This is a genomic window from Phyllobacterium sp. (assembly GCF_037994425.1).
Classification (GTDB): domain Bacteria; phylum Pseudomonadota; class Alphaproteobacteria; order Rhizobiales; family Rhizobiaceae; genus Phyllobacterium.
The window spans coordinates 1-20,110 of the sequence record NZ_JBBNAM010000287.1; the positions used below are offsets into that span (position 1 = coordinate 1).

Here is a 20,110-nt window from a genome sequence, read left to right on the forward strand (position 1 = left end):
CCAAAGGCCCTCTCGATCTGGGACAATGCCGCATCCAGCGCTTTCGTTTTATCCACCGAATTACCCTCAACCAACCGCAATGAATTTTGAGCCATGTTACACTACCCCTGTGTTATCCATGAAGTCCGGATGTCGCTTCCAATGAAGTTATTTGTATCTGTTTTGTTCTTGTTTTGCAACAGACGCAAGTGATTGAAATATTTGCCTAACTCAAAAATGTTCGTAAAATGTTCTCATCCGGTGCGCGACATGCTGTCGTTGCAGCTTTTTGCCCCGCATCCATGTCGGCAGATAAACCAGGATCGCGAAAATCGAATCGGCAGGATCATTGCGCCGTTCCAGCCGACACTTTAGAGAAGAGACGAAACGTCGCCCCTTCAATCAGCGGTTTAATCGGACAAAGCTATCATACCATGACGTCAGGCCATAAACCGCTGCTCTTTGCCGTTGGCGGCGCCCATCTCGACCGGCGCGGCCGGAGCACCGTCCCGTTCGTCCCGGGAGCGTCCAACCCCGGAATCATGCACGAAGAGCCCGGCGGCGGTGTCTTCAATGCGTTGCGGCTCGCGGTCCAACGCGGCATCGCGGCCGAACTTCTGTCCGTGCGCGGCGGTGACCGGGTCGGCGAGACAATCGGCGCAGCCATCGAGTCTGCCGGGATTGTGGACAGTTCCGTGATCTTCATGGACCGCGCAACGCCGAGTTATACGGCGATCCTCGACGAGCATGGTGACGTGGTCGCGGCGATTGCCGACATGGCGCTATATGAACTGGCCCTCCCCCGGCAATTGCGCCGGCGCAAGGTGCGCGATGCCGTCGCCGCGGCGGATGCGGTTTTTTGCGATGCGAATTTGCCCTCGGATGCGCTGGAGAGCCTTGCGGGGCTCGCGGGAGAACGACCCGTCTTTGCCCTGGCGATTTCGCCGGCAAAAGCGCTACGCCTGCTTCCGATCTTTGGCAATCTTGCCTGCCTTTTCATGAACCGGCGCGAGGCACTGGCTCTGACGGGCCTTGCGGCATCGGCAGAGTTCGCGGAAATTCATGCGACGCTGCTGGCAGCGGGGCTTGATGCGGCTGTTGTCAGCAACGGCGCTGCCGCCACCCTCGCATACTGCGGTGATCTGGCCTACACGATCGTACCGCCAGCGGTGGACGGCATTGCCGATGTTACCGGAGCGGGCGACGCCCTTGCCGGCGGCACGATTGCGGCACTGATGCAAGGTGCCGCGTTTCACGAGGCCGTGCGTCAGGGTACGACCGCTTCCATGCTGACATTGACGACGCATTCCGCCAGCCCAATCTTTACCCCCGAGAAATTCGACGCGGCGCTTTCCTGCATACCCGATCCGATTGCGCTGCGTTGATCAAGGAGCCGACATTGACCCTCAATCCCTTCACCGATATCGCCCCCAAGGTCCAGGAGGCGCTTGACGCGGGCAAACCCGTGGTGGCGCTCGAAAGCACGATCATTACTCACGGTATGCCTTATCCGGACAACAGCCGTATGGCCGCGGATGTCGAAGCCATCATTGCCGAGGAAGGCGCCGTGCCCGCGACGGTCGCCATTGTTGATGGCCGTCTGAAGATCGGTCTCTCCGCCGGGGAGCGCGAGGCGCTCGCACAAGTGAAGGGCGCAATGAAGCTTTCGCGTGCCGACCTTGCCTTTGCGCTTTCGGAAGGACGCACGGGCGCCACAACCGTTGCGGCCACCATGCTTGCCGCGCATCTTGCGGATATCAAGGTCTTTGCCACGGGCGGGATTGGCGGCGTGCACAAGGGCGCAGAGTTGAGTTTCGACATTTCCGCCGATCTTGAGGAACTCGGGCGCACGCCGGTCATCGTGGTCTCGGCTGGCGCGAAGGCGATTCTGGATATTGAGAAGACGCTCGAAGTGCTTGAAACGAAAGGCGTCCCCGTCGTCGTGCACGGCGCGGACGTGCTCCCGGCCTTCTGGTCGCGTCAATCGCCGATCAAGGCGCCGTTGCGGCTCGATTCAGCGGATGCTATCGCAAGGTTCCAGGCCGCTCGTGAAGCCATCGGTGTCACCGGCGGCATGCTCATAGCCAATCCGATACCGGCAGCCGACGAAATTCCGGCGGAGATCATGGCCGGCTATATCGGCGAGGCAATCGCCCGTGCGACGAAAAATGGCGTCACCGGCAAGGCCGTGACGCCATATCTTCTTGCCGAAATGCTCGACATTACCAAGGGCGAGAGCCTGAAGGCGAACATTGCGCTCGTCGAGAACAATGCGCGCCTTGCGGCGAAAATCGCCGTGGCGCTCGCGATCAGGTAAGCGGCGCGATCTGGATCTCGACGCGGCGGTTCTGGGCGCGCCCGGCCTCCGTGGCGTTCGTTGCAACCGGCTGCGTTGGGCCGAAGCCGCGAACGTCGAAACGGCGATTGTCTATCCCCTGCTGCGTCAGGTAGTTGGATACCGAAAGCGCCCGGCGCTCGGACAGCAACTGGTTATGCTGGAGGCTGCCGGTCGAGTCCGTATGGCCGGCTACATCGACGATGGTCTGGTTGAACTTGCGCAGCACGACCGCAACGGAATTGAGCGTCGGATAGAACTCCGGCTTCACCTGGTCCTGGTCGGTATTGAACGTGATGTTCGACGGCATGTTGAGGATGATACGGTCGCCATTGCGCGTAACCGAGACGCCGGTTCCCTGCAGCTGCGCGCGCAGCTCCGCTTCCTGGCGATCCATGTAATTGCCGACGACACCGCCGCCGAGCGCACCAATACCCGCACCAATCAGCGCGTTACGGCGGTCATTGCCGCCCGCCAGCATACCGAGTCCAGCACCCGCCAGCGCTCCGAGCGCGACGCCGCCAGCCGTATTCGACACCTTCTGCTGACCCGTATATGGGTCGGTTGTGCAGCCGGCAAGAATGGTCGCTGCAAGGCACGCGATGGCCAGTTTCTTCATCATCGAATCAAGGTCCCCGTTTGGATGTGGCGCGGACTATACAAGCGATTCGGGCAAAATATGGGAGCGGGAAAATAGTAGTAGAAACATCGTGCAAGACGGTCTGTCAGGACTAGCTCAAGGCAATAGCGGCTCTCATTTCGCCCGCCAGCGAAGGGCCTCCACCACAAGCGCGAATGCTGGCGAGGTCTGCCTGCGGCTCGGATAGTAAAGGTGATAGCCAGGAAAGGGTGCGCACCAGCCTTCAAGGACCCGAACAAATCGCCCATCCGCCACGTACGGTTCAACCATGTCCTCGGGAAGATAGGCCAGCCCCTGCCCCGCCAGCGCTGCGTTCAGTCGCAAGGACATGTTGTTGAATACGAGTTGGCCATCAACACGGACCTTCAACTCACGACCGTCCTTCTCGAATTCCCAGGCGTAAACGCCACCATAGGTCGGCAGGCGCAGATTGATGCAGATGTGGTCGGTCAACTCGTGCGGCGTCGTCGGTCTTGGACGATGCGAAAAGTAAGCTTCGGTTCCCACGACGGCCATGCGCATATCCGGGCCAATGCGCACCGCAATCATATCCTTCGCCACCTGTTCACCGAGACGAACTCCCGCATCATATCGCCCGGCGACGATATCAGTCAGCCCGTAGTCGATGCTGATTTCGACGTTTATGTCGGGATACTGCGGCAGAAATGTCTCCAGCGCCGGCCAAAGCACTGTGCTTGCTGAATGTTCCGCGGCGGTGATGCGTATCGTGCCTGCCGGTTTGTCGCGAAATTCGCCAAGGGCCGCCAGTTCACTGTCGATCTCCTCCAGCCGTGGTCCCACCGTTGCGAGCAGGCGCTGCCCGGCTTCTGTTGGCGCGACGCTGCGCGTCGTGCGCGTAAGCAACCTTACTCCCAGACGCGTTTCGAGCGCGCGAATAGTGTGGCTCAGTGCCGATTGCGATATCCCGAGCTGCGCCGCAGCCCTCGTAAAGTTCCGTTCCCGCGCGACTGCGAGAAAGGCAACGAGGTCGTTGAGGTTTTCGCGCGCCATTCATGAATCCTTCTCATAAGTTCATGCCCGCTATACGCTCTAATGATTGCCGGCGTCAGCTGTTAAATGATGTGTCAACAAACCAGGCGCTGCCTGGCCAGCATTCAGCACGAGGATGACACAATGGACATCAAGCGAAACGGTTCACAGGCCTCCGGCAGGGGACCGGCCGATTATTTCACAGGCACAGTTCGGATCGACAGTCCATTCCAGGGCAGCGCACCGGCGCGGGTTGGAGGTGCGATCGTCACGTTCGAGCCGGGTGCGCGCACGGCTTGGCACACGCATCCGCTCGGCCAGACATTGATCGTCAGCGCCGGGTGCGGCCTCGTCCAGAGAGAGGGTGGCGACATCGAGGAAATCCGCCCGGGCGACATCGTCTGGTTCGCGCCGGGTGAAAAGCACTGGCACGGCGCTGCGCCTACAATGGCAATGACTCATATCGCCATCGCGGAGGCGCTCGACGGCGTGGTGGTGACCTGGATGGAGAAGGTCAGCGATGCCCAGTATCAGACGCGGTTAGCGATTGGACAATGAACATGGTCACACCTGTGACCGATCCCATGGAGATTGAAAATGCAGAAACGTAAGCTTGGAAATAGCCTAGAAGTCTCGGCGATCGGCCTCGGCTGCATGGGCATGAGCTTTTCCTATGGCCCGGCTCCAGACAAAAGCGAGATGTTGGCACTCCTGCGTTCTGCTGTGGACCGAGGTGTAACCTTCTTCGATACGGCGGAGGTGTACGGGCCGTTCGCCAATGAGGAACTTGTGGGCGAAGCGCTCGCGCCTGTCCGTGACAACGTGGTCATTGCAACCAAATTTGGTTTCAAGCTTGACCCCAATGGCGGACCGCAGTGGATCGGTCTCGACAGCCGTCCCCAACATATCAGGCAAGTCGCGGAATCCTCGCTCAAACGCCTGCGTACCGACGTCATCGATCTTTTCTACCAGCACCGCGTCGATCCGGACGTTCCGATCGAGGACGTTGCGGGCGCGGTCAAGGATTTGATCCAGGAAAGCAAGGTCAAGCATTTCGGCCTTTCGGAAGCGGGAGCGCAGACGATCCGCCGGGCGCACGCCGTACAGCCTGTCACCGCCCTGCAAAGCGAGTATTCGCTATGGTGGCGGCGTCCGGAAGCGGAAATACTGCCTGTCCTCGCAGAGCTTGGCATCGGCTTCGTGCCATATAGTCCCCTTGGCAAGGGGTTTCTGACAGGCAAGATCGATGACAAGACCACGTTCGACAGCACGGATTTCCGCAACAATCTGCCGCGCTTCACGCCTGAGGCACGCAAGGCCAACCAGGCCGTGGTCGATCTTCTCGGCAAGATCGCAGCCGCGAAGCGTGCGACACCAGCGCAGATCGCTCTTGCCTGGCTCCTGGCCCAAAAACCATGGATCGCGCCCATCCCGGGGACTACAAAATTGCACAGGCTGGAAGAGAATATCGGCGCGACGGAAATTGAGCTTTCAGCCGAGGATCTCAGCGCCATTGAAACAGCGGCGGCAAACATCAGGGTCGAGGGTGAACGCTACCCCGAAAGGCTGGAGCAACTGACAGGTCGCTGATGCCGGTTGCGCATGTTGAAAGGATAATAGAATGACCCAAGGTATTGAAGGCAAGGTTGTCGTGATCACCGGCGCGAGCAGCGGATTGGGGGAAGCGGCCGTCCGCCGCCTCGCCCACGACGGCGCCAAGCTGGTGCTCGGCGCGCGGCGGCTGGAACGGCTCCAGGCGCTCGCCGAAGAACTATCGCTGGGCACGGACGCCGTGGTCCAAACCGATGTGACGAAATTCGAAGAGGTCAAGCGTCTGGTCGACCATGCGGTAAAGCTGCATGGCCGCATCGATGTGATCATCAACAATGCCGGGTTGATGCCGCACTCGCCGCTCGAACGTTGCAAGGTCGAAGATTGGAATCGCACCATCGATGTCAATCTCAAGGGCGTGCTTTACGGCATCGGCGCTGCGCTACACTACATGAAGCAGCGGAAAAGCGGCCACATCATCAATGTGTCCTCGGTTGCCGGACACAAGGTCAACCCCGGCGGCGCCGTATACGCCGCGACCAAGCACGGCGTGCGGGTGATTTCCGAAGGTCTGCGGCAAGAGGTCAAGCCTTACAATATCCGCACGACCATCATCTCGCCCGGCGCGGTCGCCACTGAATTGCCCGACAGCATCACTGAGCCTGATTTCGCCGAGAATGTGAAGGCATTCTACGATCGCATTGCCATCCCCGCGAATTCCTTCGCAAGTGTGGTGGCTTTCGCGATGAGCCAGCCGGAGGACGTGGACATCAACGAGATCCTGTTCAGGCCCACACGGCAAGAATATTGATAGGGTGCCGGCGGGCGACCGCCGGCATTCAAATCAGGGCTCCCCTCTGACGCGGGCCATGGCGAGACAATCAGCGTAGCGCCGTTCCTTGAAGGCGGCTGCCCTCTGCACACCTTCCGTCTCGAAGCCGAACTTTTCGTAGAGCCGGATTGCCGGCGTATTGTCAGCAAACACGATCAACTCGATGCGTTTTATATTCAGCCAATTGTCTGCGGCATCGATCAAAGCGGCGAGCAAGGCCTTTCCGATCCCGCATCGCGTGAAATGGTCGTGGACGCCCATGCCCAAGGCAGCAACATGCAATCGCCGGCCGTCAAACCGGCGCGAGCTGGCAAGGCCGACGATCAGGTCGTTGATCTCGGCAACGAGGCTGAGCGTACCGGTGCCATGGCCATCGAGCCAAGTTCGTGTCTGCTCAAGGCTTTGATAGGGCAGCCGCAATGTCCCGGCGCGGTAGCGCGGCAAATTCGACAGGACGGTTATCTGTTCTACATCTTCGGCCCGCGTGGCGCGGATCGCGAATTCCGGGGCAGTCGACTGTGGCTTGGATTGTTCACTCATGAGGCTCTCCGTCTCGTTCGAGAAGAGCCGAGTTCGAACCCTGCTCGCCTCGCTGGCAGGGTCTGGTGGATCGTCGCGTTCGATTCAGCGCAAGAGTATCCGACCGGCCCCGACAGGGACTCCGGTAACGGGCATCTTGATGGTCGAACGAATGGTCATGGCAGGGATCATTGCCTATCCAATGCGGAAATTCAATGATACTGCGTGCGGGCCGTCGGATTACGTCAGATTAAAGGATCTTCGTGAGGCGCTCGAACCCGCGTCGATGCCTACGCGGCACGTCTAGTTCCTGCTAGGCAAGAATGACGCCGAATGTCTCGCGCAATTGCCTTTGTCCGTTGGGCGTGACGGAAACGGCTCGCGTTCCCGCCACGCGCCTGATCCAGCCCTGGTCAAAACAATGGCTGCAGAGAGCTGCACCGACTGCGCCCGCAAGATGTGGGCGTCTTTCGCTCCAGTCGAGGCATGGCCGGCAAAGGATGCGGCCACGTCTGGCCGCCACCGCCTCGATGTCAATGCCGGCGCGGGCAAGGAGCACGCGCCCGCTCTCCGTCACTTCACCAGCGTCGAGGCCGAGTTCGAGATGCCCCCCATCGATCAGCGCATCGGTTATGGCGACGCCGAGATGACCGGCCAGATGATCGTAGCAGGTGCGCCCTGCCCGCAGCGCCGTGTCGCGAGGGCCGGTGCGAACCGGCTTGGCGGCAATTTCCGGCGCCGCGATACGCATGATGCTTTCGATCATCTGGGCGACGGCGGGAGATGCAAGGCGGTGATAGCGATGCCGCCCCTGCTTCTCCACTGTGAGCAAGCCCGCATCGGTCATACGGGTGAGATGGCTGCTCGCCGACTGCGCGGTGATGCCGGCAAGCTGCGCCAATTCTGATGCCGTCAGCGCTCGACCGTCCATCAATCCGTTGAGCATGCTTGCACGCCCTGGATCGCCCGCCAGCGCCGCGATTTCGGCAAATCTCGCATTGTTAGACATCGCATCATTCCTTCGCATGTGCCGGCCAGACTGCCCTGCCATTGCAGACAATGCTTCGAAAACGACCGAAGTATCAAGCAGCTTTAACCGCCTATAACGATGGCCATCAGAGATGCAAAGGAGCAAGAGAAATGGCTATCACCTGCATCATCAAATATGAGATCGATCCCTATCAGAAGGATGCGTTCGAGGCGTATGCCCGCAACTGGAACGAGGCGATCCCGCGCTGCGGGGCCGATCTGATCGGCTATTTCGCCCCGCATGAAGGTTCCGCTACGCTGGCTTATGGCGTCTATAATATCGACAGCCTTGCGGCATACGAGGCCTATCGTGCCAGGCTGAAGGCAGACCCGATTGGCCGCGCCAACTATGAGTTCTCGAGGGAAAAGAAGTTCATCCGCCGCGAGGACCGTACGTTCCTCAACCTCGTTACCGGATTGGATGGCAAAGGATTGATCCGATGATTGCAGTGATTTTCGAGGTTGAGCCGGCGGAAGGCCGAGCCAAGGATTATTTTGACCGCGCGGCGGATCTGCGTCCGCTGCTGGAGACGACGGAAGGGTTTATTTCGGTCGAGCGGTTCCGCAGCCTTGCCAACGAGAACCGGTACCTCTCCCTTTCCTTCTGGCGCGACGAAGCGTCAGTGGCGGCTTGGCGCCAGACCGAGGAACATCGCCTGGCCCAGCGCGACGGCCGCGGCGGGATCTTTGCCGATTATCGGCTGCGGATTGCGTCCGTTGTGCGTGACTATGGTCTCAGAGCCCGTGACGAGGCCCCGTCTGATGCGCGGGCTTATCATGATGCTTAAGCCCGTTGTCCGTGATTGCGCTGGGCACATGCGGGTCCCGGACCACGCATATAATGGCGTTCTGGCCGGTAACTCGGCACAATGAACTCGCGGACGACGCGAAGCGTATCGCGCAGCTGGATAATCATGGTCATCATGTCTGGTCTCTTGGTTTTGGCCTGCCGGGCGAGCCGGTAGCGATCAATTAGCTAAAATTTAACTCATAAAGATGAACAGCTCCTGAACGCCATTGGTTAAGAACGGATGAATTCATCAATTATTAGCTTTAACTACTTGGGCAAAAAGGGCTTTTGGCATTGGAATTCCCCCAATATTGCCTCTGTCCGAAGCGCCGGCATGCCTAAATCACGCATTGCCAATCAATATTCCCGTTGCGAGAACGAGGCTGCCGCCGAGCACCACCTGGATCGCCGCCCGGAAGAACGGCGTTTCCATGAAGCGGTGCTGGATATAGGCAATGGCCCAAAGTTCAACGAAGACGACAAACGCGGCAATCGTGGTCGCCGTCCAGAAATCGGGAATGAGATAAGGCAAGGCATGGCCGAGACCGCCGATCGCGGTCATCAATCCATTGGCAAGGCCGCGCTTCAGCGGGGATCCGCGTCCGGATAGCTTGCCGTCATCATGGGCCGCCTCGGTGAACCCCATGGAAATGCCGGCGCCAAGCGATGCGGACAGTCCGACAAGAAAAGTTTGCCAGGTATCTTGCGTCGCAAAAGCTGCCGCGAAAATTGGCGCCAATGTCGAGACCGAACCGTCCATGAGACCGGCAAGGCCGGGCTGGATATAGGTCAGTATGAACTGGCGGCGCTCGGTCTGCTTTTCCGCCTCCTGTACAGTTTCGGGCGTATGCTTGAGGCCAAGCCGGTGGGCCAGGGACTCGTGCGCCTTTTCAGCGATTGCAAGGTCACCCAACAGCTTGCGCGTCGATGCGTCGCTTACGAGTTTCACTGCTTCGGTATAAAAGCGGTAGGCTTGTTCCTCCATCTTTTCGGCCATCTCGCGCACCTTGTCGACGCCAAGCGGGCGCACAAGCCAATCAGGCCGTCGCTCGATATAGCCGCGCACATGCTCGCGGCGGATCAGCGGAATTTGGTTGCCGAAGCGCTCCTGGTGCAGGTCGATGAGAACCTGCCGGTGCCGGTTTTCTTCCTCGGCCATCTCGTCGAAAACCTTGGCGCTGTCGGGATAGTCCTCACGCAAGCCATCCGCGTAGGAGAGGTAGATACGCGCATCATCCTCCTCCGATGCAATGGCGAGCGCGAGAATCTCCTGTTCGCTGAGCGATTCAAGCGAATGTCGGCGATGGGCGAAGAACCGGCTGAGCATGGCATTTCCTTAATTTAGAATGGTTCTAAATTATAGTCTGAATGTTGAATGTTCAAGGCCGGATGTTTCCCCTGATAGACAGAAAGTATGCACACGCGTAGGGTCGCTCCCGTCGAATTGATCAAGAGAGTTTCATCATGACGCTTGCGGGTTTTGTCGCCTATTCGGGTGCTCTCGCCATCGCCGCCGCGATCCCGGGACCTGGTCTGACAGCCCTCATCGCGCGGGCGCTCGGCTCCGGCTTTCGCTCGGCATTATTCATGTCGGTCGGACTGATTATAGGCGACCTCACCTACCTTACGGCGGTCGTTCTTGGTCTTGCCATGGTGGCGCAGACTTTCGGCACTGTATTCCTGCTTATCAAATGGGCGGGCGTCGCCTACCTTGCCTATCTGGCCTGGGGACTGTGGACCGCTGGCATCTCTGCAGAAAAGATCGAGGCGAAAAAGAGCCGCGGCGGTCCCGTCGCAAGCATCCTCTCTGGACTTGCAGTGACGCTTGGCAACCCAAAAACGATGCTGTTCTACATCGCCCTGACGCCGACGTTGGTCGACCTCCACGCCATCACGCTCGCCGATTATTCTATCCTCGCGACATTGACGGTGCTGGTGCTGCTGCTTGTACTGGTGCCCTATTTGGCACTGGCGGCAAAGGCACGCGGCCTGCTCGGATCGCCGCGTGCGCTCAAGCGGCTCAATCGTACCGCTGCGGCCTTCATGGCCGGCGCGGCGCTGGCGATAGCTGGGCGGGCTTCTTGAGCTGGAACGATTTTCCAGTGGTACGGTGATATTGGTAGAATTTTCCAAGGAGGCCGCGGGCTCCGCACGACTTCGACTAGGAAATTTCACCCCTGCCCCATAAGATCGACTCAATGACGCAATCCAGCATGGGAGATCATTGATGAGCAAAAGTGAAGTGCGCAAGCCAGGCCGTGGACGCATCTACAATTCGATCGTGGACACGATCGGCGATACGCCCATTATCCGTCTCGACAAGCTCGCCAAGGAAAAGGGTGTTGGCGCCAACCTCCTCGCCAAGCTCGAATTCTTCAATCCCATTGCAAGCGTCAAGGACCGTATCGGCGTTGCACTTATCGACGCCCTCGAGGCGCAGGGCAAGGCAACGCCGGGCAAGACGACGCTCGTCGAGCCCACATCCGGCAACACTGGCATTGCCCTTGCCTTCGCGGCGGCCGCAAAGGGTTATCGCCTCATCCTTACCATGCCGGAGACCATGTCGGTCGAACGCCGCAAGATGCTGAAGCTACTTGGCGCCGAACTTGTTCTTACCGAAGGCGCCAAGGGCATGAAGGGAGCGATCGCCAAAGCCAATGAGCTGGTAGAGACGACTCCGGATGCGATCATTCCGGGCCAGTTCGACAATCCGGCAAACCCGGAGATTCATCGCCGGACGACGGCCGAAGAGATCTGGAATGATACGGACGGCAAGGTCGATATTTTCGTGGCCGGCATCGGCACGGGTGGCACGATTACCGGCGTCGGCCAAGTATTGAAGCAGCGCAAGCCGGAGGTGCGTATCGTGGCCGTCGAGCCCAAGGATTCGCCGGTGCTTTCGGGTGGCAATCCCGGCCCGCACAAGATTCAGGGCATCGGCGCCGGCTTTGCGCCGGCGGTGCTCGATACGCATATTTATGATGAGATCATCCAGGTCTCGAATGAGGATTCCTTCGCCAACGCGCGTCTCGTCGCGCGGATCGAGGGCGTCCCCGTCGGGATTTCCTCCGGCGCCGCGCTAACGGCGGCCATCGAGATCGGCAAGCGCCCCGAGAACAAGGGCAAAAACATCGTCGTCATTATCCCGTCTTTTGCCGAACGGTACCTTTCGACCGCGCTGTTTGAAGGATTGGACAGCTAGTTTCCGGCTGAGCGAAGGGAGTGTCGGCCTGTCCGCGCAACCACCACCGTCTCCACCTCACCGCCGTCAACCCCCGCCCCACCGCCGTCATTCTCGGTCCAGGCCCGAGGATGACGGCAAGTATGGGATGACGGAGAAGTGCGTATAGTACGAGAGTGGGGCTGCCTTTACTCGCTCTCCAACATTTCTTTCACTGCGGTCGCCAATTGCTTGAGCGAGAAGGGTTTCGGCAGGAAGCCGAACTTTGCGTCCTCGGGCAGGTTGCGCGCGAAGGCATCTTCGGCATATCCGGAGACGAAGATGAACTTGATATCGCCGTAGTCCTTGCGCAATTCGCGCAGCAGCGTCGGGCCGTCCATTTCGGGCATCACCACGTCAGAGACGATGATATCCACCTTGCCGCCGAGTTCTTTCATCACTTCGAGCGCTTCGACGCCGCTGGAGGCTTCGTGCACGGTATAGCCGCGCGACTGGAGTGCGCGCAGCCCGCCCATGCGAACGGCATCCTCGTCCTCGACGAGGAGGACCGTGGCTGAACCCGAAAGGTCGGTTGCTTTCTCGGCCTTCTTCTCGCGCCTAGGCATTTCGACAGCCGTCGTCTCGCCGTCGGAGCTCACCACGGCAGATTGCTTCTCGTCCACGTAGCGCGGCAGGAAAATGCGGAAGGTCGTGCCCTTGCCCGGTTCGGATTCGCAGTGAATTGATCCCCCCGTCTGCTTGATGATGCCGTAGACCATCGAGAGGCCGAGCCCTGTCCCCTTGCCGACTTCCTTGGTAGTAAAGAACGGCTCGAAAATCTTGGCGATGACCTCCGGCGGCATGCCCGTGCCGGTATCGGCAACCTCGACCAAAACATAGTCGCCCGCAATGAGATCGCGATAATTGAGCTCCGCGGATTCTGCCGCGTTCATGTTGCGCGTACGGATGATCAGGTCGCCCCCATCCGGCATCGCGTCGCGGGCATTGACGGTCAGGTTGACGACCACCTGTTCGAACTGGCCGAGATCGGCGCGCACCGGCCAAAGATCGCGGCCATGCTCGATCTTTAGGTTCACCTGCGTGCCGGCAAGCCGCGTCAGTAGCATGCGCACATCGGCAATCACATCTGTGAGATTGAGTACTTCCGGACGCAAAGTCTGGCGACGCGAGAAGGCCAGAAGCTGGCGCACGAGCGATGCGGCGCGATTGGCGTTCTGCTTGATGTTCATGATGTCGGCAAATGACGGATCCGAGGCGCGGTGATTGGACAACAACAGGTCCGACGACATGATGATGGCCGTCAGCACGTTGTTGAAGTCATGCGCGATGCCGCCGGCAAGCTGGCCCACAGCCTGCATTTTCTGGCTCTGCGCCATCGTGGCCTCAAGCGCCTTCTGTTCGGTCGTTTCGACGACGGAAACGATGGCCGCCTCCTCGGCGCCATCCTCCGAGCCCGCGTCGAAAACGGGACTGATGTAGAAGCGAAGGTGGCGTTCCTCATTTCCGGGAATGACAGTATCGACTGGGGAGATCTCGGCCTGGCCGGCAAATGCCGCCGCCAGTGCCCGGTCGAAGGATTCGCGGTCGCGTTCATGCACCACGGTCTCGAGCGGAATGCGCCGGTCGATATCGTCGCGATCGACGATCGGCGCGAAAAGTCCGAGGAATCGGGCATTGGTGCGCAGGATCTTGCCGGTCGCATCCACGGCGGCAATGGCCATCGACGCGGAGTTGAAGAAGCGCGTGAAGCGCACTTCCGCCGCACGCAGTGCAGCTGAATTGTCCTCGCCCTCCGCCCGGTTGAGGACGATGGTGCGGCTCGGTCCCCGCCTTCCGTCGCGCTGTACCTGAACGCGGTGGTAGAAGCGTACGGCAAGGCTCTGGCCGTTGGCCTTGGCAAGGTCGAGGTCGATCACCGTGTTGCGGCTGGTACCCGGTTCGGTCTTGACGGCATTGATCAAAGCCATTCCGTTGCCGGCCACGATTTCGCGGACCATCATCGAGCCCGGAGTAAACCGCGTCAGGTCGACGCCGAGCCATTCAGCAAGGGTCGCATTGATATAGATGATACGGCCATCCGGATCGGCCGAGAAAAATCCGGCAGGCGCATGATCGAGATGATCGATTGCCTCCTGAATATCCTGGAAGTAGCGCTCCTGCTCGGCGCGCTCGGCAGAAATATCGGCGATCTGCCAGGCATAGACCGGCGCGGTCTGGTCGGGGATGCCGGCGACGGGCCGCGCCTTGATACGATACCAGGTGGCGACGGGTTCGCGGGACGGGTCGAGCGGCCGCGATAGCCTGAGCTCCTCCTGGCCCGAAATCCCGTCCCGCACAGCATTGGCGAGACGATAGACCGGATCGGAAGCGGCAGCTTCTCCCGAAAGGATGTGCTCGATCGGACGGACGTCGTTGGAGTTGGTCACGCCCGTCAATTGCGCGTAGGCTCGGTTCGCGTAAACGATCCGGCCTTTTTGATCGCAAACGACGGTGCCCTCTGGCAGCGTATCGACGAAAGCGCGCGTCAATTCATCGCTTGTGCCGCGGGGGGTGAACTGGATGACATTGATCGCCGACCCGAACAGATAAAATACGCCGGTCATGGCCAAAGTGCCGAGGAGCCCCAGCAGGAACTGCTGGCCCAATTGATCGCGGTAAATGAAGTAGAGGATCGAAACGCCGACGAGCAGCACGCCGAGGATGACAAGGCGCAGACCAGCCTTGTTCGACTTGGTATTGGCAATGATCGGTTCCGGATAAAGATCGCTGTTCGTTTCTTGAGACATGCGTCTCAAACCCCTTTTACCTCACCATCACCGCCATGCGGTGGCTGTGATGTTTGTGTTCGAATCGTTTGGATCATATCTTTTCGGCGCTATAAACCCTATCTTTCAAATGCGAGCGGTTCGTCCACTACTCCTTGGACAATAGCCGAACATGTACCCCTGTTGCCGAATGCTGCTGGCTAATGATTTATCGCCGGATAGACTAATGGCATCAGGGTTGCGGCGGACATTGGCTCGCACTAGTGTCACGCAAAGTAATGCGTGGAAGCCCATGTCGGGGAACAGGTTTTGGGCTCGGAGACCGTAAAGGAGAGTTCGTATGAACGCTTGGCTCGCCCCTATCGTTGGTGAAACCGCGGCACCCATCGTTGGTTTCGTCCTGCTGTTCCTCCTCGTTATACTCCTACTGCTTATCGTTTTCGCGATCCTCCGGCGGGCGACGGGCGGGACTTTCGTTGCCGGTGGCCGCAACAGGCACGTGCGCCTTTCGGTGACAGATGCGGCGGCGGTGGACAACCGCAGGCGCCTTGTGCTCGTCCGCCGCGACGATGTCGAACACCTGATCCTGATCGGCGGTCCGAGCGACGTGGTGATCGAACAGAACATTCGTCAGTTTGCAAAACAGCCCTCGCGCAACGAGACCACCGCTCCGGCCGCCTCTATGCCCCAGGCCGAGCCAAAGCTCCCGGTCGCCGCTGTGGAAGAACCCGGGCCGGAGCCGGTTGCGCCTGTAGCGGCGCCGGAACCCGCCGCGCCGCCGGTTGCAGCCCCTGCTGCTCGCCCCGCCGCACAGGTTCAGGAAACCCCGCAGATCCCCCTGCGTCATGCGCCGCCACCGCCCCAACGTCCGGTCGCTCCGCCGCGGGACCTGCGCCTCGCAGAACCGCCGAAACACGCTCCTGCCGCCGTTCCTATTCCGCCTCGGCCGGCAGCGGCCGAGGTATCCCGCGCCGCGCCGGTCGCAGGCGAAACGCCGACATTCGCTGCGGCGCCGGCTGCAGAAACGCTAGCAGTGAGTGCACCTGTGGCGGAAAACGGCGTCTGGCCGCGCGTGATGCGGCAGGCCTCAGCCCCGCAACGGCCGGCGCCCCAGGCCGAAGCAACCGCCGCCCCTGCTGGCGAGCGTACGCCGGAGCCGCGAACCACCACGGCCGCAGCGTTTCCGTTCGCCATTCGCAACGAACCCGCGTCAGCTGCGCCGACATCCTCCGCCTACAAGGAACCGACCCTGGAAAATCTTGGACCCGCCGAAACGGAAGAGCCCGACCTGAGCCTCGGGGAACTTGATTTCACCGAGGCGTTCGAAGCCGATCTCGAAAGTGAACTGCACATTGCGCCCGGCAAGGAAGAGGCACCAAAGAAGCCCGACAATATCGAGGACGAGATGGAGCGCCTGCTGGGCGAACTTTCCAAGCCTGAAAAGCGATAGATCGTCGAAACAGAAAAGGCCCGGAAAACCGGGCCTTTTTCGTTGCATTTTGATCCGTCCACTCAGTCGTCGCGGTAAACTTTCTCGCGCCGTTCGTGACGCTCCTGAGCCTCGATCGAAAGCGTTGCGATCGGACGCGCATCCAGACGCTTCAAGCTGATCGGATCCCCGGTTTCCTCGCAAAAGCCGTAGGTTCCGTCATCGATGCGCTGCAAGGCGGCGTCGATCTTCGAGATGAGTTTGCGCTGGCGGTCGCGTGCGCGCAACTCGATGGCGCGGTCTGTTTCGGACGATGCACGATCGGCTATGTCCGGCAGGTTCGCGTTTTCCTGCTGCAGGATCTCAAGCGTTTCGCGCGCCTCCCGCAGAATGTCGTTTTTCCAGTTGATGAGTTTTTCACGAAAATAGGATTTCTGCCGATCACTCATGAAGGGCTCGTCATCCGTGGGCTTATAGTCAAGATCGATCAGTTCATTCATCTTTGAATCACCCTGCACCTATGAGACGCGAGGAGGCCTATATAGGTCGTGTCAGATGGGCGCACAACTACAAAAAGACATGTAAATCGCAGAATGAAACGGCGGGAATTTGCTCAAATTATTGGCAAAAATGACGCTATTCTCGGATTCTCTGAACCGAAATGATTGGATTTCGAGGCGAAAGCCGGGCTTTTATAGCTCTTACACTCTACTGAGAGTTGTAGCCTGCACTCTCAAAACGCATGCAGCACAGATTTTCCGCAGACGTCTTTTGCACAATTATTTGATAATTTTGACATTTGCGCCACATGTGAATCCAGCAATTGCGTCTTTCGGGGAAGCATGCAACCACTTCTCGCAGGCATTATTACGGTAGGAATTCGAAGATGAGTCAGGTCTTCTTGTTACGGCATGCAAAAGCGGTCTGGCCTTCGCCGGGCCAGAAGGATTTCGACCGTGCCCTCGATGTTACCGGCATTGAAGCTGCCAAAGTGGTTGGCGAAGAGCTCAGACGATCGGGATTGAGGCCGGAAATCGTTCTATGTTCTCCAGCGATCAGGGCGCGCCAAACCCTTGAATATCTCGCCCTGCAACCGCCCTTTGTCCTGGAAGACGCCGAGAAACTCTATTCGGCCGGGCCAGACGCTTATCTGTTGAGTATACGCATGTCCGGGCTCGAACATGAAACAGCCAATTCCGTCATGCTGGTCGGGCACAATCCAATGATGGAGGAACTTGCGATCGCACTCATCGACCACGAAAACTCTCCAGCCCATCCTGATCTCGTATCCGGCTTCCCCACCGCTGGCCTCGCCGTCATCAATTTCGATACGCCGCTTGCCGAAATTCGCCCGGGAACGGGGGTTTTGCAGGCGTTCTTCTCGCCTGCCGAACATCATCTCTGATCGTCAATTCCTTGCCATCCACCGGGCTTCGTCCCATATGGCTGAAATTGTGACCGCGCCATGGGACGATAGAATTGGGAACACTGACGACATTTACTGATGAAGCGAAAATTGCGCTCGATACATTGGCCGACCGGACAAGCGCCCTCGTTTCGCCGTCGCTGCGCCTCGGCGTGACCGGCCTTTCGCGCGCTGGCAAGACCGTCTTCATCACGGCGCTGGTCCACAATCTCATCCATGGCGGACGCTTGCCGCTGTTCCAGGCCCAAAAATCCGGGCGCATCGCCCGCGCCTATCTCGAAGAACAGCCTGACGATGCGGTTCCGCGCTTTCAATATGAGGACCATTTGAAGGCGCTGATTGACGACCGCATCTGGCCAGAATCGACCCGGGCCATCTCTGAATTGCGCCTTACGATCGAATATGAATCCGCTTCGATGTGGAACCGGATGTTTTCGGGTGGCAAGCTTTCGGTCGATATCGTCGATTATCCGGGTGAATGGCTGCTCGACCTGCCACTTCTCGGCAAATCCTACAGCGAGTTTTCGAAGGATTCATTTGAACTGGCGCAACTCGCAAGCCACCGAGACGTCGCGACTGACTGGATCAACGTAGCGACCAGCGTCGACGCCGATGCCCCTGCCGACGAGATGCTGGCGCAAAAGCTCGCCAGGACCTTTACCGAGTATCTCAAGGCCGGCAAGGCGGATGAGATGGCTCTGTCCACTTTACCGCCCGGTCGGTTCCTGATGCCGGGTGACCTCGATGGTTCGCCCGCGCTTACCTTCGCGCCGCTCCCTGGTCTTTCCGATGCCAAGCACCGTTCCGGGACGCTCGCGGCAATGATGGAACGACGCTACGAGGCCTATAAGACCCATGTGGTGAAGCCGTTCTTCCGCGAACACATCGCGCGGCTTGACCGCCAGATCGTTCTCGTCGATGCCATGCAAGCCATGAACGCGGGTGCTGCCGCAGTTGCCGACCTCGAAAGAGCGCTGACAGAGATCCTCTCCTGCTTCCGCCCGGGAAGCACGAACTTCCTGACCGGACTCGTTCAGCGGCGCATAAGCCGAATCCTCGTTGCCGCGACCAAGGCGGACCATCTGCACCATGAAAGCCACGACCGGCTCCAGGCCATCGTTCGCCGCCTCGTCGATCGCGCGATCAGTCGAGCCGATTTTTCAGGCGCAAGCATCGATGTCCTCGCCATGGCGGCAGTGCGCACCACGCGCGAAGCTACGGTTTCCCAAGGCAGGGAGGTGTTGCCGGTGATCGTCGGAACGCCTCTGAAAGGCGAGACCATCAACGGCGAAACCTTCGACGGCAAAACCGAGACCGCCATATTTCCCGGCGACTTACCGGCAAAACCGGATTCAATATTTGAAGCACCGGATCGGTCTGCCAATGATCCCGCCATCCGCTTTGTCCGTTTCCGCCCCCCTAAACTTGAACGCACCGCCCAGGGCATTACGCTGTCGCTGCCGCATATCCGGCTTGATCGCGCCCTACAGTTCCTCATCGGAGATCGCCTCGCATGACGGATCAGAACTCGCGCAAGCCCGCCGCTTTTCGTCTTGACCCGGCGCAACGATCGGATGCACTACCCGAAGCCAGTACGTCGAAACCACAGGGTCGCCGTCCCACAGCGATCAAGGATGTGGCGGTGATTACCCCTGCCGCGGTCGACGTGTTCGATGCCGAGGACGTCGTTGCAAATGAACTTGACGCCCTGACACCGTCCCCGACCCTCGCTCGCAAGACGCACTTTTCCTTCGCCTCTCTGCTCACCGGTGCGCTCGGCATATTGGTATCGCTGGCGCTGGGGCTATGGGCCGACAATCTCATCCGCACACTGTTCGAGCGGGCGCCGTGGCTCGGATGGCTGGCACGCGCTGTTGCTGCGCTCGCTGCCTTTGCCCTGGTTGCGATCGTCCTTCGTGAGGGACTTGCGTTACGCCGCCTCGCCTCGGTGCAAAACCTGCGGGAGGAAGCCGCAAAGGCGGCCGCTGACAATGACACCCGGGCGGCCAAGGCCGTCGTCGGCAAGCTTGTCGCCATCGCAGAGACACTGCCGCCCACGGCCAAGGGCCGCGCCCTTCTCCATGATTTGCGCGACGATGTCATCGACGGACGCGACCTTATCCGTCTTGGCGAGACCGAGTTGCTGCGCCCCCTCGACCGTCAGGCACGCGACATGATCCTCGCCGCCTCCAAGCGCGTCTCCATCGTCACTGCAGTCAGTCCGCGCGCGCTGGTCGATATCGGCTATGTCATCTTCGAATCCGCCCGGCTTATTCGGCGCCTGTCTGAACTCTATGGCGGCAGGCCCGGCACACTGGGCTTCCTTCGGCTGACCCGCAATGTCATCGCCCACCTGGCGGTAACCGGGACCGTTGCCATGGGCGACTCGATCATCCAGCAATTGGTGGGCCATGGACTTGCCGCGAAGCTCTCCGCGCGGCTTGGCGAAGGCGTGATCAATGGCCTTATGACCGCGCGCATCGGCATTTCGGCCATGGATCTGGTACGGCCATTTCCCTTCAATGCCGAGCGGCGCCCGAACATCGGCGATTTCATCGGCGATCTCGCGCGCATCGGCGGCACAAAAAAGGAATAAGGTTGCGGATTGCCAATTAAGGGTTGCAATCTTCCTCGCAACACGTTT

At 59.7% G+C, this 20,110-nt stretch carries 20 protein-coding genes; 13 read left to right on the forward strand and 7 right to left on the reverse strand.

Features of this window, described 5'->3' with window-relative positions; genetic code table 11:
• The first annotated feature begins 413 nt into the window (after positions 1-413).
• Both AAAB35_RS19570 and AAAB35_RS19575 read left to right on the forward strand, forming a co-directional pair.
• Complete coding sequence (locus tag AAAB35_RS19570; protein ID WP_340669944.1) at positions 414-1,364, forward strand: carbohydrate kinase family protein; 951 nt, start codon at positions 414-416, stop codon at positions 1,362-1,364.
• Between the two features lie 14 nt (positions 1,365-1,378).
• On the forward strand, positions 1,379-2,296 hold the full coding sequence (locus AAAB35_RS19575) for a pseudouridine-5'-phosphate glycosidase (RefSeq protein WP_340669945.1): 918 nt from the start codon (positions 1,379-1,381) through the stop codon (positions 2,294-2,296).
• On the opposite strand, the gene AAAB35_RS19580 is transcribed toward AAAB35_RS19575, so the two are convergent.
• Both AAAB35_RS19580 and AAAB35_RS19585 read right to left on the reverse strand, forming a co-directional pair.
• Positions 2,289-2,936, reverse strand: a complete 648-nt coding sequence (locus AAAB35_RS19580; RefSeq protein WP_340669946.1) for an OmpA family protein — start codon at positions 2,934-2,936, stop codon at positions 2,289-2,291. The two genes, AAAB35_RS19575 and AAAB35_RS19580, sit on opposite strands and share 8 nt — an antisense overlap.
• 132 nt (positions 2,937-3,068) lie before the next feature.
• Entirely contained in the window at positions 3,069-3,965 is an 897-nt protein-coding gene (locus AAAB35_RS19585; RefSeq protein ID WP_340669947.1) for a LysR family transcriptional regulator, read from the reverse strand.
• Between the two features lie 123 nt (positions 3,966-4,088).
• Here AAAB35_RS19585 and AAAB35_RS19590 point away from each other — a divergent pair, with 123 nt between their 5' ends.
• Genes AAAB35_RS19590 through AAAB35_RS19600 form a run of 3 tightly spaced genes read left to right on the forward strand, consistent with a single transcriptional unit; the run spans position 4,089 to position 6,306 of the window.
• Positions 4,089-4,502 carry a cupin domain-containing protein gene (locus tag AAAB35_RS19590; protein ID WP_340669948.1) on the forward strand — a complete coding sequence of 138 codons (414 nt, stop codon included), beginning with the start codon at positions 4,089-4,091 and terminating at the stop codon, positions 4,500-4,502.
• A 39-nt stretch (positions 4,503-4,541) separates the two neighbouring features.
• Positions 4,542-5,534, forward strand: a complete 993-nt coding sequence (locus AAAB35_RS19595) for an aldo/keto reductase (RefSeq protein ID WP_340669949.1) — start codon at positions 4,542-4,544, stop codon at positions 5,532-5,534.
• Between the two features lie 31 nt (positions 5,535-5,565).
• Complete coding sequence (locus AAAB35_RS19600; protein ID WP_340669950.1) at positions 5,566-6,306, forward strand: SDR family oxidoreductase; 741 nt, start codon at positions 5,566-5,568, stop codon at positions 6,304-6,306.
• A 33-nt stretch (positions 6,307-6,339) separates the two neighbouring features.
• On the opposite strand, the gene AAAB35_RS19605 is transcribed toward AAAB35_RS19600, so the two are convergent.
• On the reverse strand, positions 6,340-6,867 hold the full coding sequence (locus tag AAAB35_RS19605; RefSeq protein WP_340669951.1) for a GNAT family N-acetyltransferase: 528 nt from the start codon (positions 6,865-6,867) through the stop codon (positions 6,340-6,342).
• Positions 6,868-7,159: 292 nt separating this feature from the next.
• Entirely contained in the window at positions 7,160-7,855 is a 696-nt protein-coding gene (locus AAAB35_RS19610; RefSeq protein WP_340669952.1) for a helix-turn-helix transcriptional regulator, read from the reverse strand.
• Between the two features lie 131 nt (positions 7,856-7,986).
• Here AAAB35_RS19610 and AAAB35_RS19615 point away from each other — a divergent pair, with 131 nt between their 5' ends.
• Complete coding sequence (locus AAAB35_RS19615; RefSeq protein ID WP_340669953.1) at positions 7,987-8,319, forward strand: NIPSNAP family protein; 333 nt, start codon at positions 7,987-7,989, stop codon at positions 8,317-8,319.
• Positions 8,316-8,663, forward strand: coding sequence for an antibiotic biosynthesis monooxygenase (locus tag AAAB35_RS19620; protein WP_340669954.1), 348 nt, complete (start codon positions 8,316-8,318; stop codon positions 8,661-8,663). Before AAAB35_RS19615 ends, AAAB35_RS19620 begins: the two co-directional genes overlap by 4 nt.
• A gap of 345 nt (positions 8,664-9,008) precedes the next feature.
• On the opposite strand, the gene mbfA is transcribed toward AAAB35_RS19620, so the two are convergent.
• Entirely contained in the window at positions 9,009-9,992 is a 984-nt protein-coding gene (gene mbfA, locus AAAB35_RS19625; RefSeq protein WP_340669955.1) for an iron exporter MbfA, read from the reverse strand.
• A gap of 137 nt (positions 9,993-10,129) precedes the next feature.
• Between mbfA and AAAB35_RS19630 the strand changes: the two genes are divergently transcribed.
• Positions 10,130-10,750 carry a LysE family translocator gene (locus AAAB35_RS19630; RefSeq protein ID WP_340669956.1) on the forward strand — a complete coding sequence of 207 codons (621 nt, stop codon included), beginning with the start codon at positions 10,130-10,132 and terminating at the stop codon, positions 10,748-10,750.
• Between the two features lie 142 nt (positions 10,751-10,892).
• Complete coding sequence (gene cysK, locus AAAB35_RS19635; protein WP_340669957.1) at positions 10,893-11,867, forward strand: cysteine synthase A; 975 nt, start codon at positions 10,893-10,895, stop codon at positions 11,865-11,867.
• Between the two features lie 167 nt (positions 11,868-12,034).
• Here the strand turns inward: cysK and AAAB35_RS19640 are convergent, their stop codons facing one another.
• Positions 12,035-14,632, reverse strand: coding sequence for an ATP-binding protein (locus AAAB35_RS19640; protein WP_340669958.1), 2,598 nt, complete (start codon positions 14,630-14,632; stop codon positions 12,035-12,037).
• A 319-nt stretch (positions 14,633-14,951) separates the two neighbouring features.
• On the opposite strand from AAAB35_RS19640, the gene AAAB35_RS19645 reads away from it, so the two are divergent.
• Entirely contained in the window at positions 14,952-16,061 is a 1,110-nt protein-coding gene (locus tag AAAB35_RS19645; protein WP_340669960.1) for a hypothetical protein, read from the forward strand.
• 62 nt (positions 16,062-16,123) lie between these two features.
• Here AAAB35_RS19645 and dksA read toward each other — a convergent pair whose 3' ends face one another.
• Entirely contained in the window at positions 16,124-16,540 is a 417-nt protein-coding gene (dksA, locus tag AAAB35_RS19650) for an RNA polymerase-binding protein DksA (RefSeq protein WP_027231664.1), read from the reverse strand.
• A gap of 386 nt (positions 16,541-16,926) precedes the next feature.
• Here dksA and AAAB35_RS19655 point away from each other — a divergent pair, with 386 nt between their 5' ends.
• The 3 genes from AAAB35_RS19655 to AAAB35_RS19665 all read left to right on the forward strand — a co-directional run bounded on the left by AAAB35_RS19655 (position 16,927) and on the right by AAAB35_RS19665 (position 20,062).
• The gene (locus tag AAAB35_RS19655; protein WP_340669961.1) at positions 16,927-17,445 is read left to right on the forward strand and encodes a histidine phosphatase family protein; all 519 of its coding nucleotides are present in this window, start codon (positions 16,927-16,929) and stop codon (positions 17,443-17,445) included.
• A 74-nt stretch (positions 17,446-17,519) separates the two neighbouring features.
• Positions 17,520-18,983 (forward strand): YcjX family protein, encoded by a 1,464-nt coding sequence (locus tag AAAB35_RS19660; RefSeq protein WP_340669962.1) that lies wholly within the window; start codon positions 17,520-17,522, stop codon positions 18,981-18,983.
• Positions 18,980-20,062, forward strand: coding sequence for a TIGR01620 family protein (locus AAAB35_RS19665; protein WP_340669963.1), 1,083 nt, complete (start codon positions 18,980-18,982; stop codon positions 20,060-20,062). The genes AAAB35_RS19660 and AAAB35_RS19665 overlap by 4 nt, the downstream gene beginning before the upstream one ends.
• Positions 20,063-20,110 lie beyond the last annotated feature (48 nt).

Coding starts and splice junctions, on each gene's coding strand:
- dksA (WP_027231664.1), bottom strand. CDS start 16,540: ATGAATGAACTGATCGATCTTGACTATAAGCCCACGGATGACGAGCCC.
- AAAB35_RS19615 (WP_340669953.1), top strand. CDS start 7,987: ATGGCTATCACCTGCATCATCAAATATGAGATCGATCCCTATCAGAAG.
- AAAB35_RS19665 (WP_340669963.1), top strand. CDS start 18,980: ATGACGGATCAGAACTCGCGCAAGCCCGCCGCTTTTCGTCTTGACCCG.
- AAAB35_RS19605 (WP_340669951.1), bottom strand. CDS start 6,867: ATGAGTGAACAATCCAAGCCACAGTCGACTGCCCCGGAATTCGCGATC.
- cysK (WP_340669957.1), top strand. CDS start 10,893: ATGAGCAAAAGTGAAGTGCGCAAGCCAGGCCGTGGACGCATCTACAAT.
- AAAB35_RS19585 (WP_340669947.1), bottom strand. CDS start 3,965: ATGGCGCGCGAAAACCTCAACGACCTCGTTGCCTTTCTCGCAGTCGCG.
- AAAB35_RS19610 (WP_340669952.1), bottom strand. CDS start 7,855: ATGTCTAACAATGCGAGATTTGCCGAAATCGCGGCGCTGGCGGGCGAT.
- AAAB35_RS19570 (WP_340669944.1), top strand. CDS start 414: ATGACGTCAGGCCATAAACCGCTGCTCTTTGCCGTTGGCGGCGCCCAT.
- AAAB35_RS19655 (WP_340669961.1), top strand. CDS start 16,927: ATGAGTCAGGTCTTCTTGTTACGGCATGCAAAAGCGGTCTGGCCTTCG.
- mbfA (WP_340669955.1), bottom strand. CDS start 9,992: ATGCTCAGCCGGTTCTTCGCCCATCGCCGACATTCGCTTGAATCGCTC.
- AAAB35_RS19580 (WP_340669946.1), bottom strand. CDS start 2,936: ATGATGAAGAAACTGGCCATCGCGTGCCTTGCAGCGACCATTCTTGCC.
- AAAB35_RS19600 (WP_340669950.1), top strand. CDS start 5,566: ATGACCCAAGGTATTGAAGGCAAGGTTGTCGTGATCACCGGCGCGAGC.
- AAAB35_RS19630 (WP_340669956.1), top strand. CDS start 10,130: ATGACGCTTGCGGGTTTTGTCGCCTATTCGGGTGCTCTCGCCATCGCC.
- AAAB35_RS19640 (WP_340669958.1), bottom strand. CDS start 14,632: ATGTCTCAAGAAACGAACAGCGATCTTTATCCGGAACCGATCATTGCC.
- AAAB35_RS19620 (WP_340669954.1), top strand. CDS start 8,316: ATGATTGCAGTGATTTTCGAGGTTGAGCCGGCGGAAGGCCGAGCCAAG.
- AAAB35_RS19645 (WP_340669960.1), top strand. CDS start 14,952: ATGAACGCTTGGCTCGCCCCTATCGTTGGTGAAACCGCGGCACCCATC.
- AAAB35_RS19595 (WP_340669949.1), top strand. CDS start 4,542: ATGCAGAAACGTAAGCTTGGAAATAGCCTAGAAGTCTCGGCGATCGGC.
- AAAB35_RS19590 (WP_340669948.1), top strand. CDS start 4,089: ATGGACATCAAGCGAAACGGTTCACAGGCCTCCGGCAGGGGACCGGCC.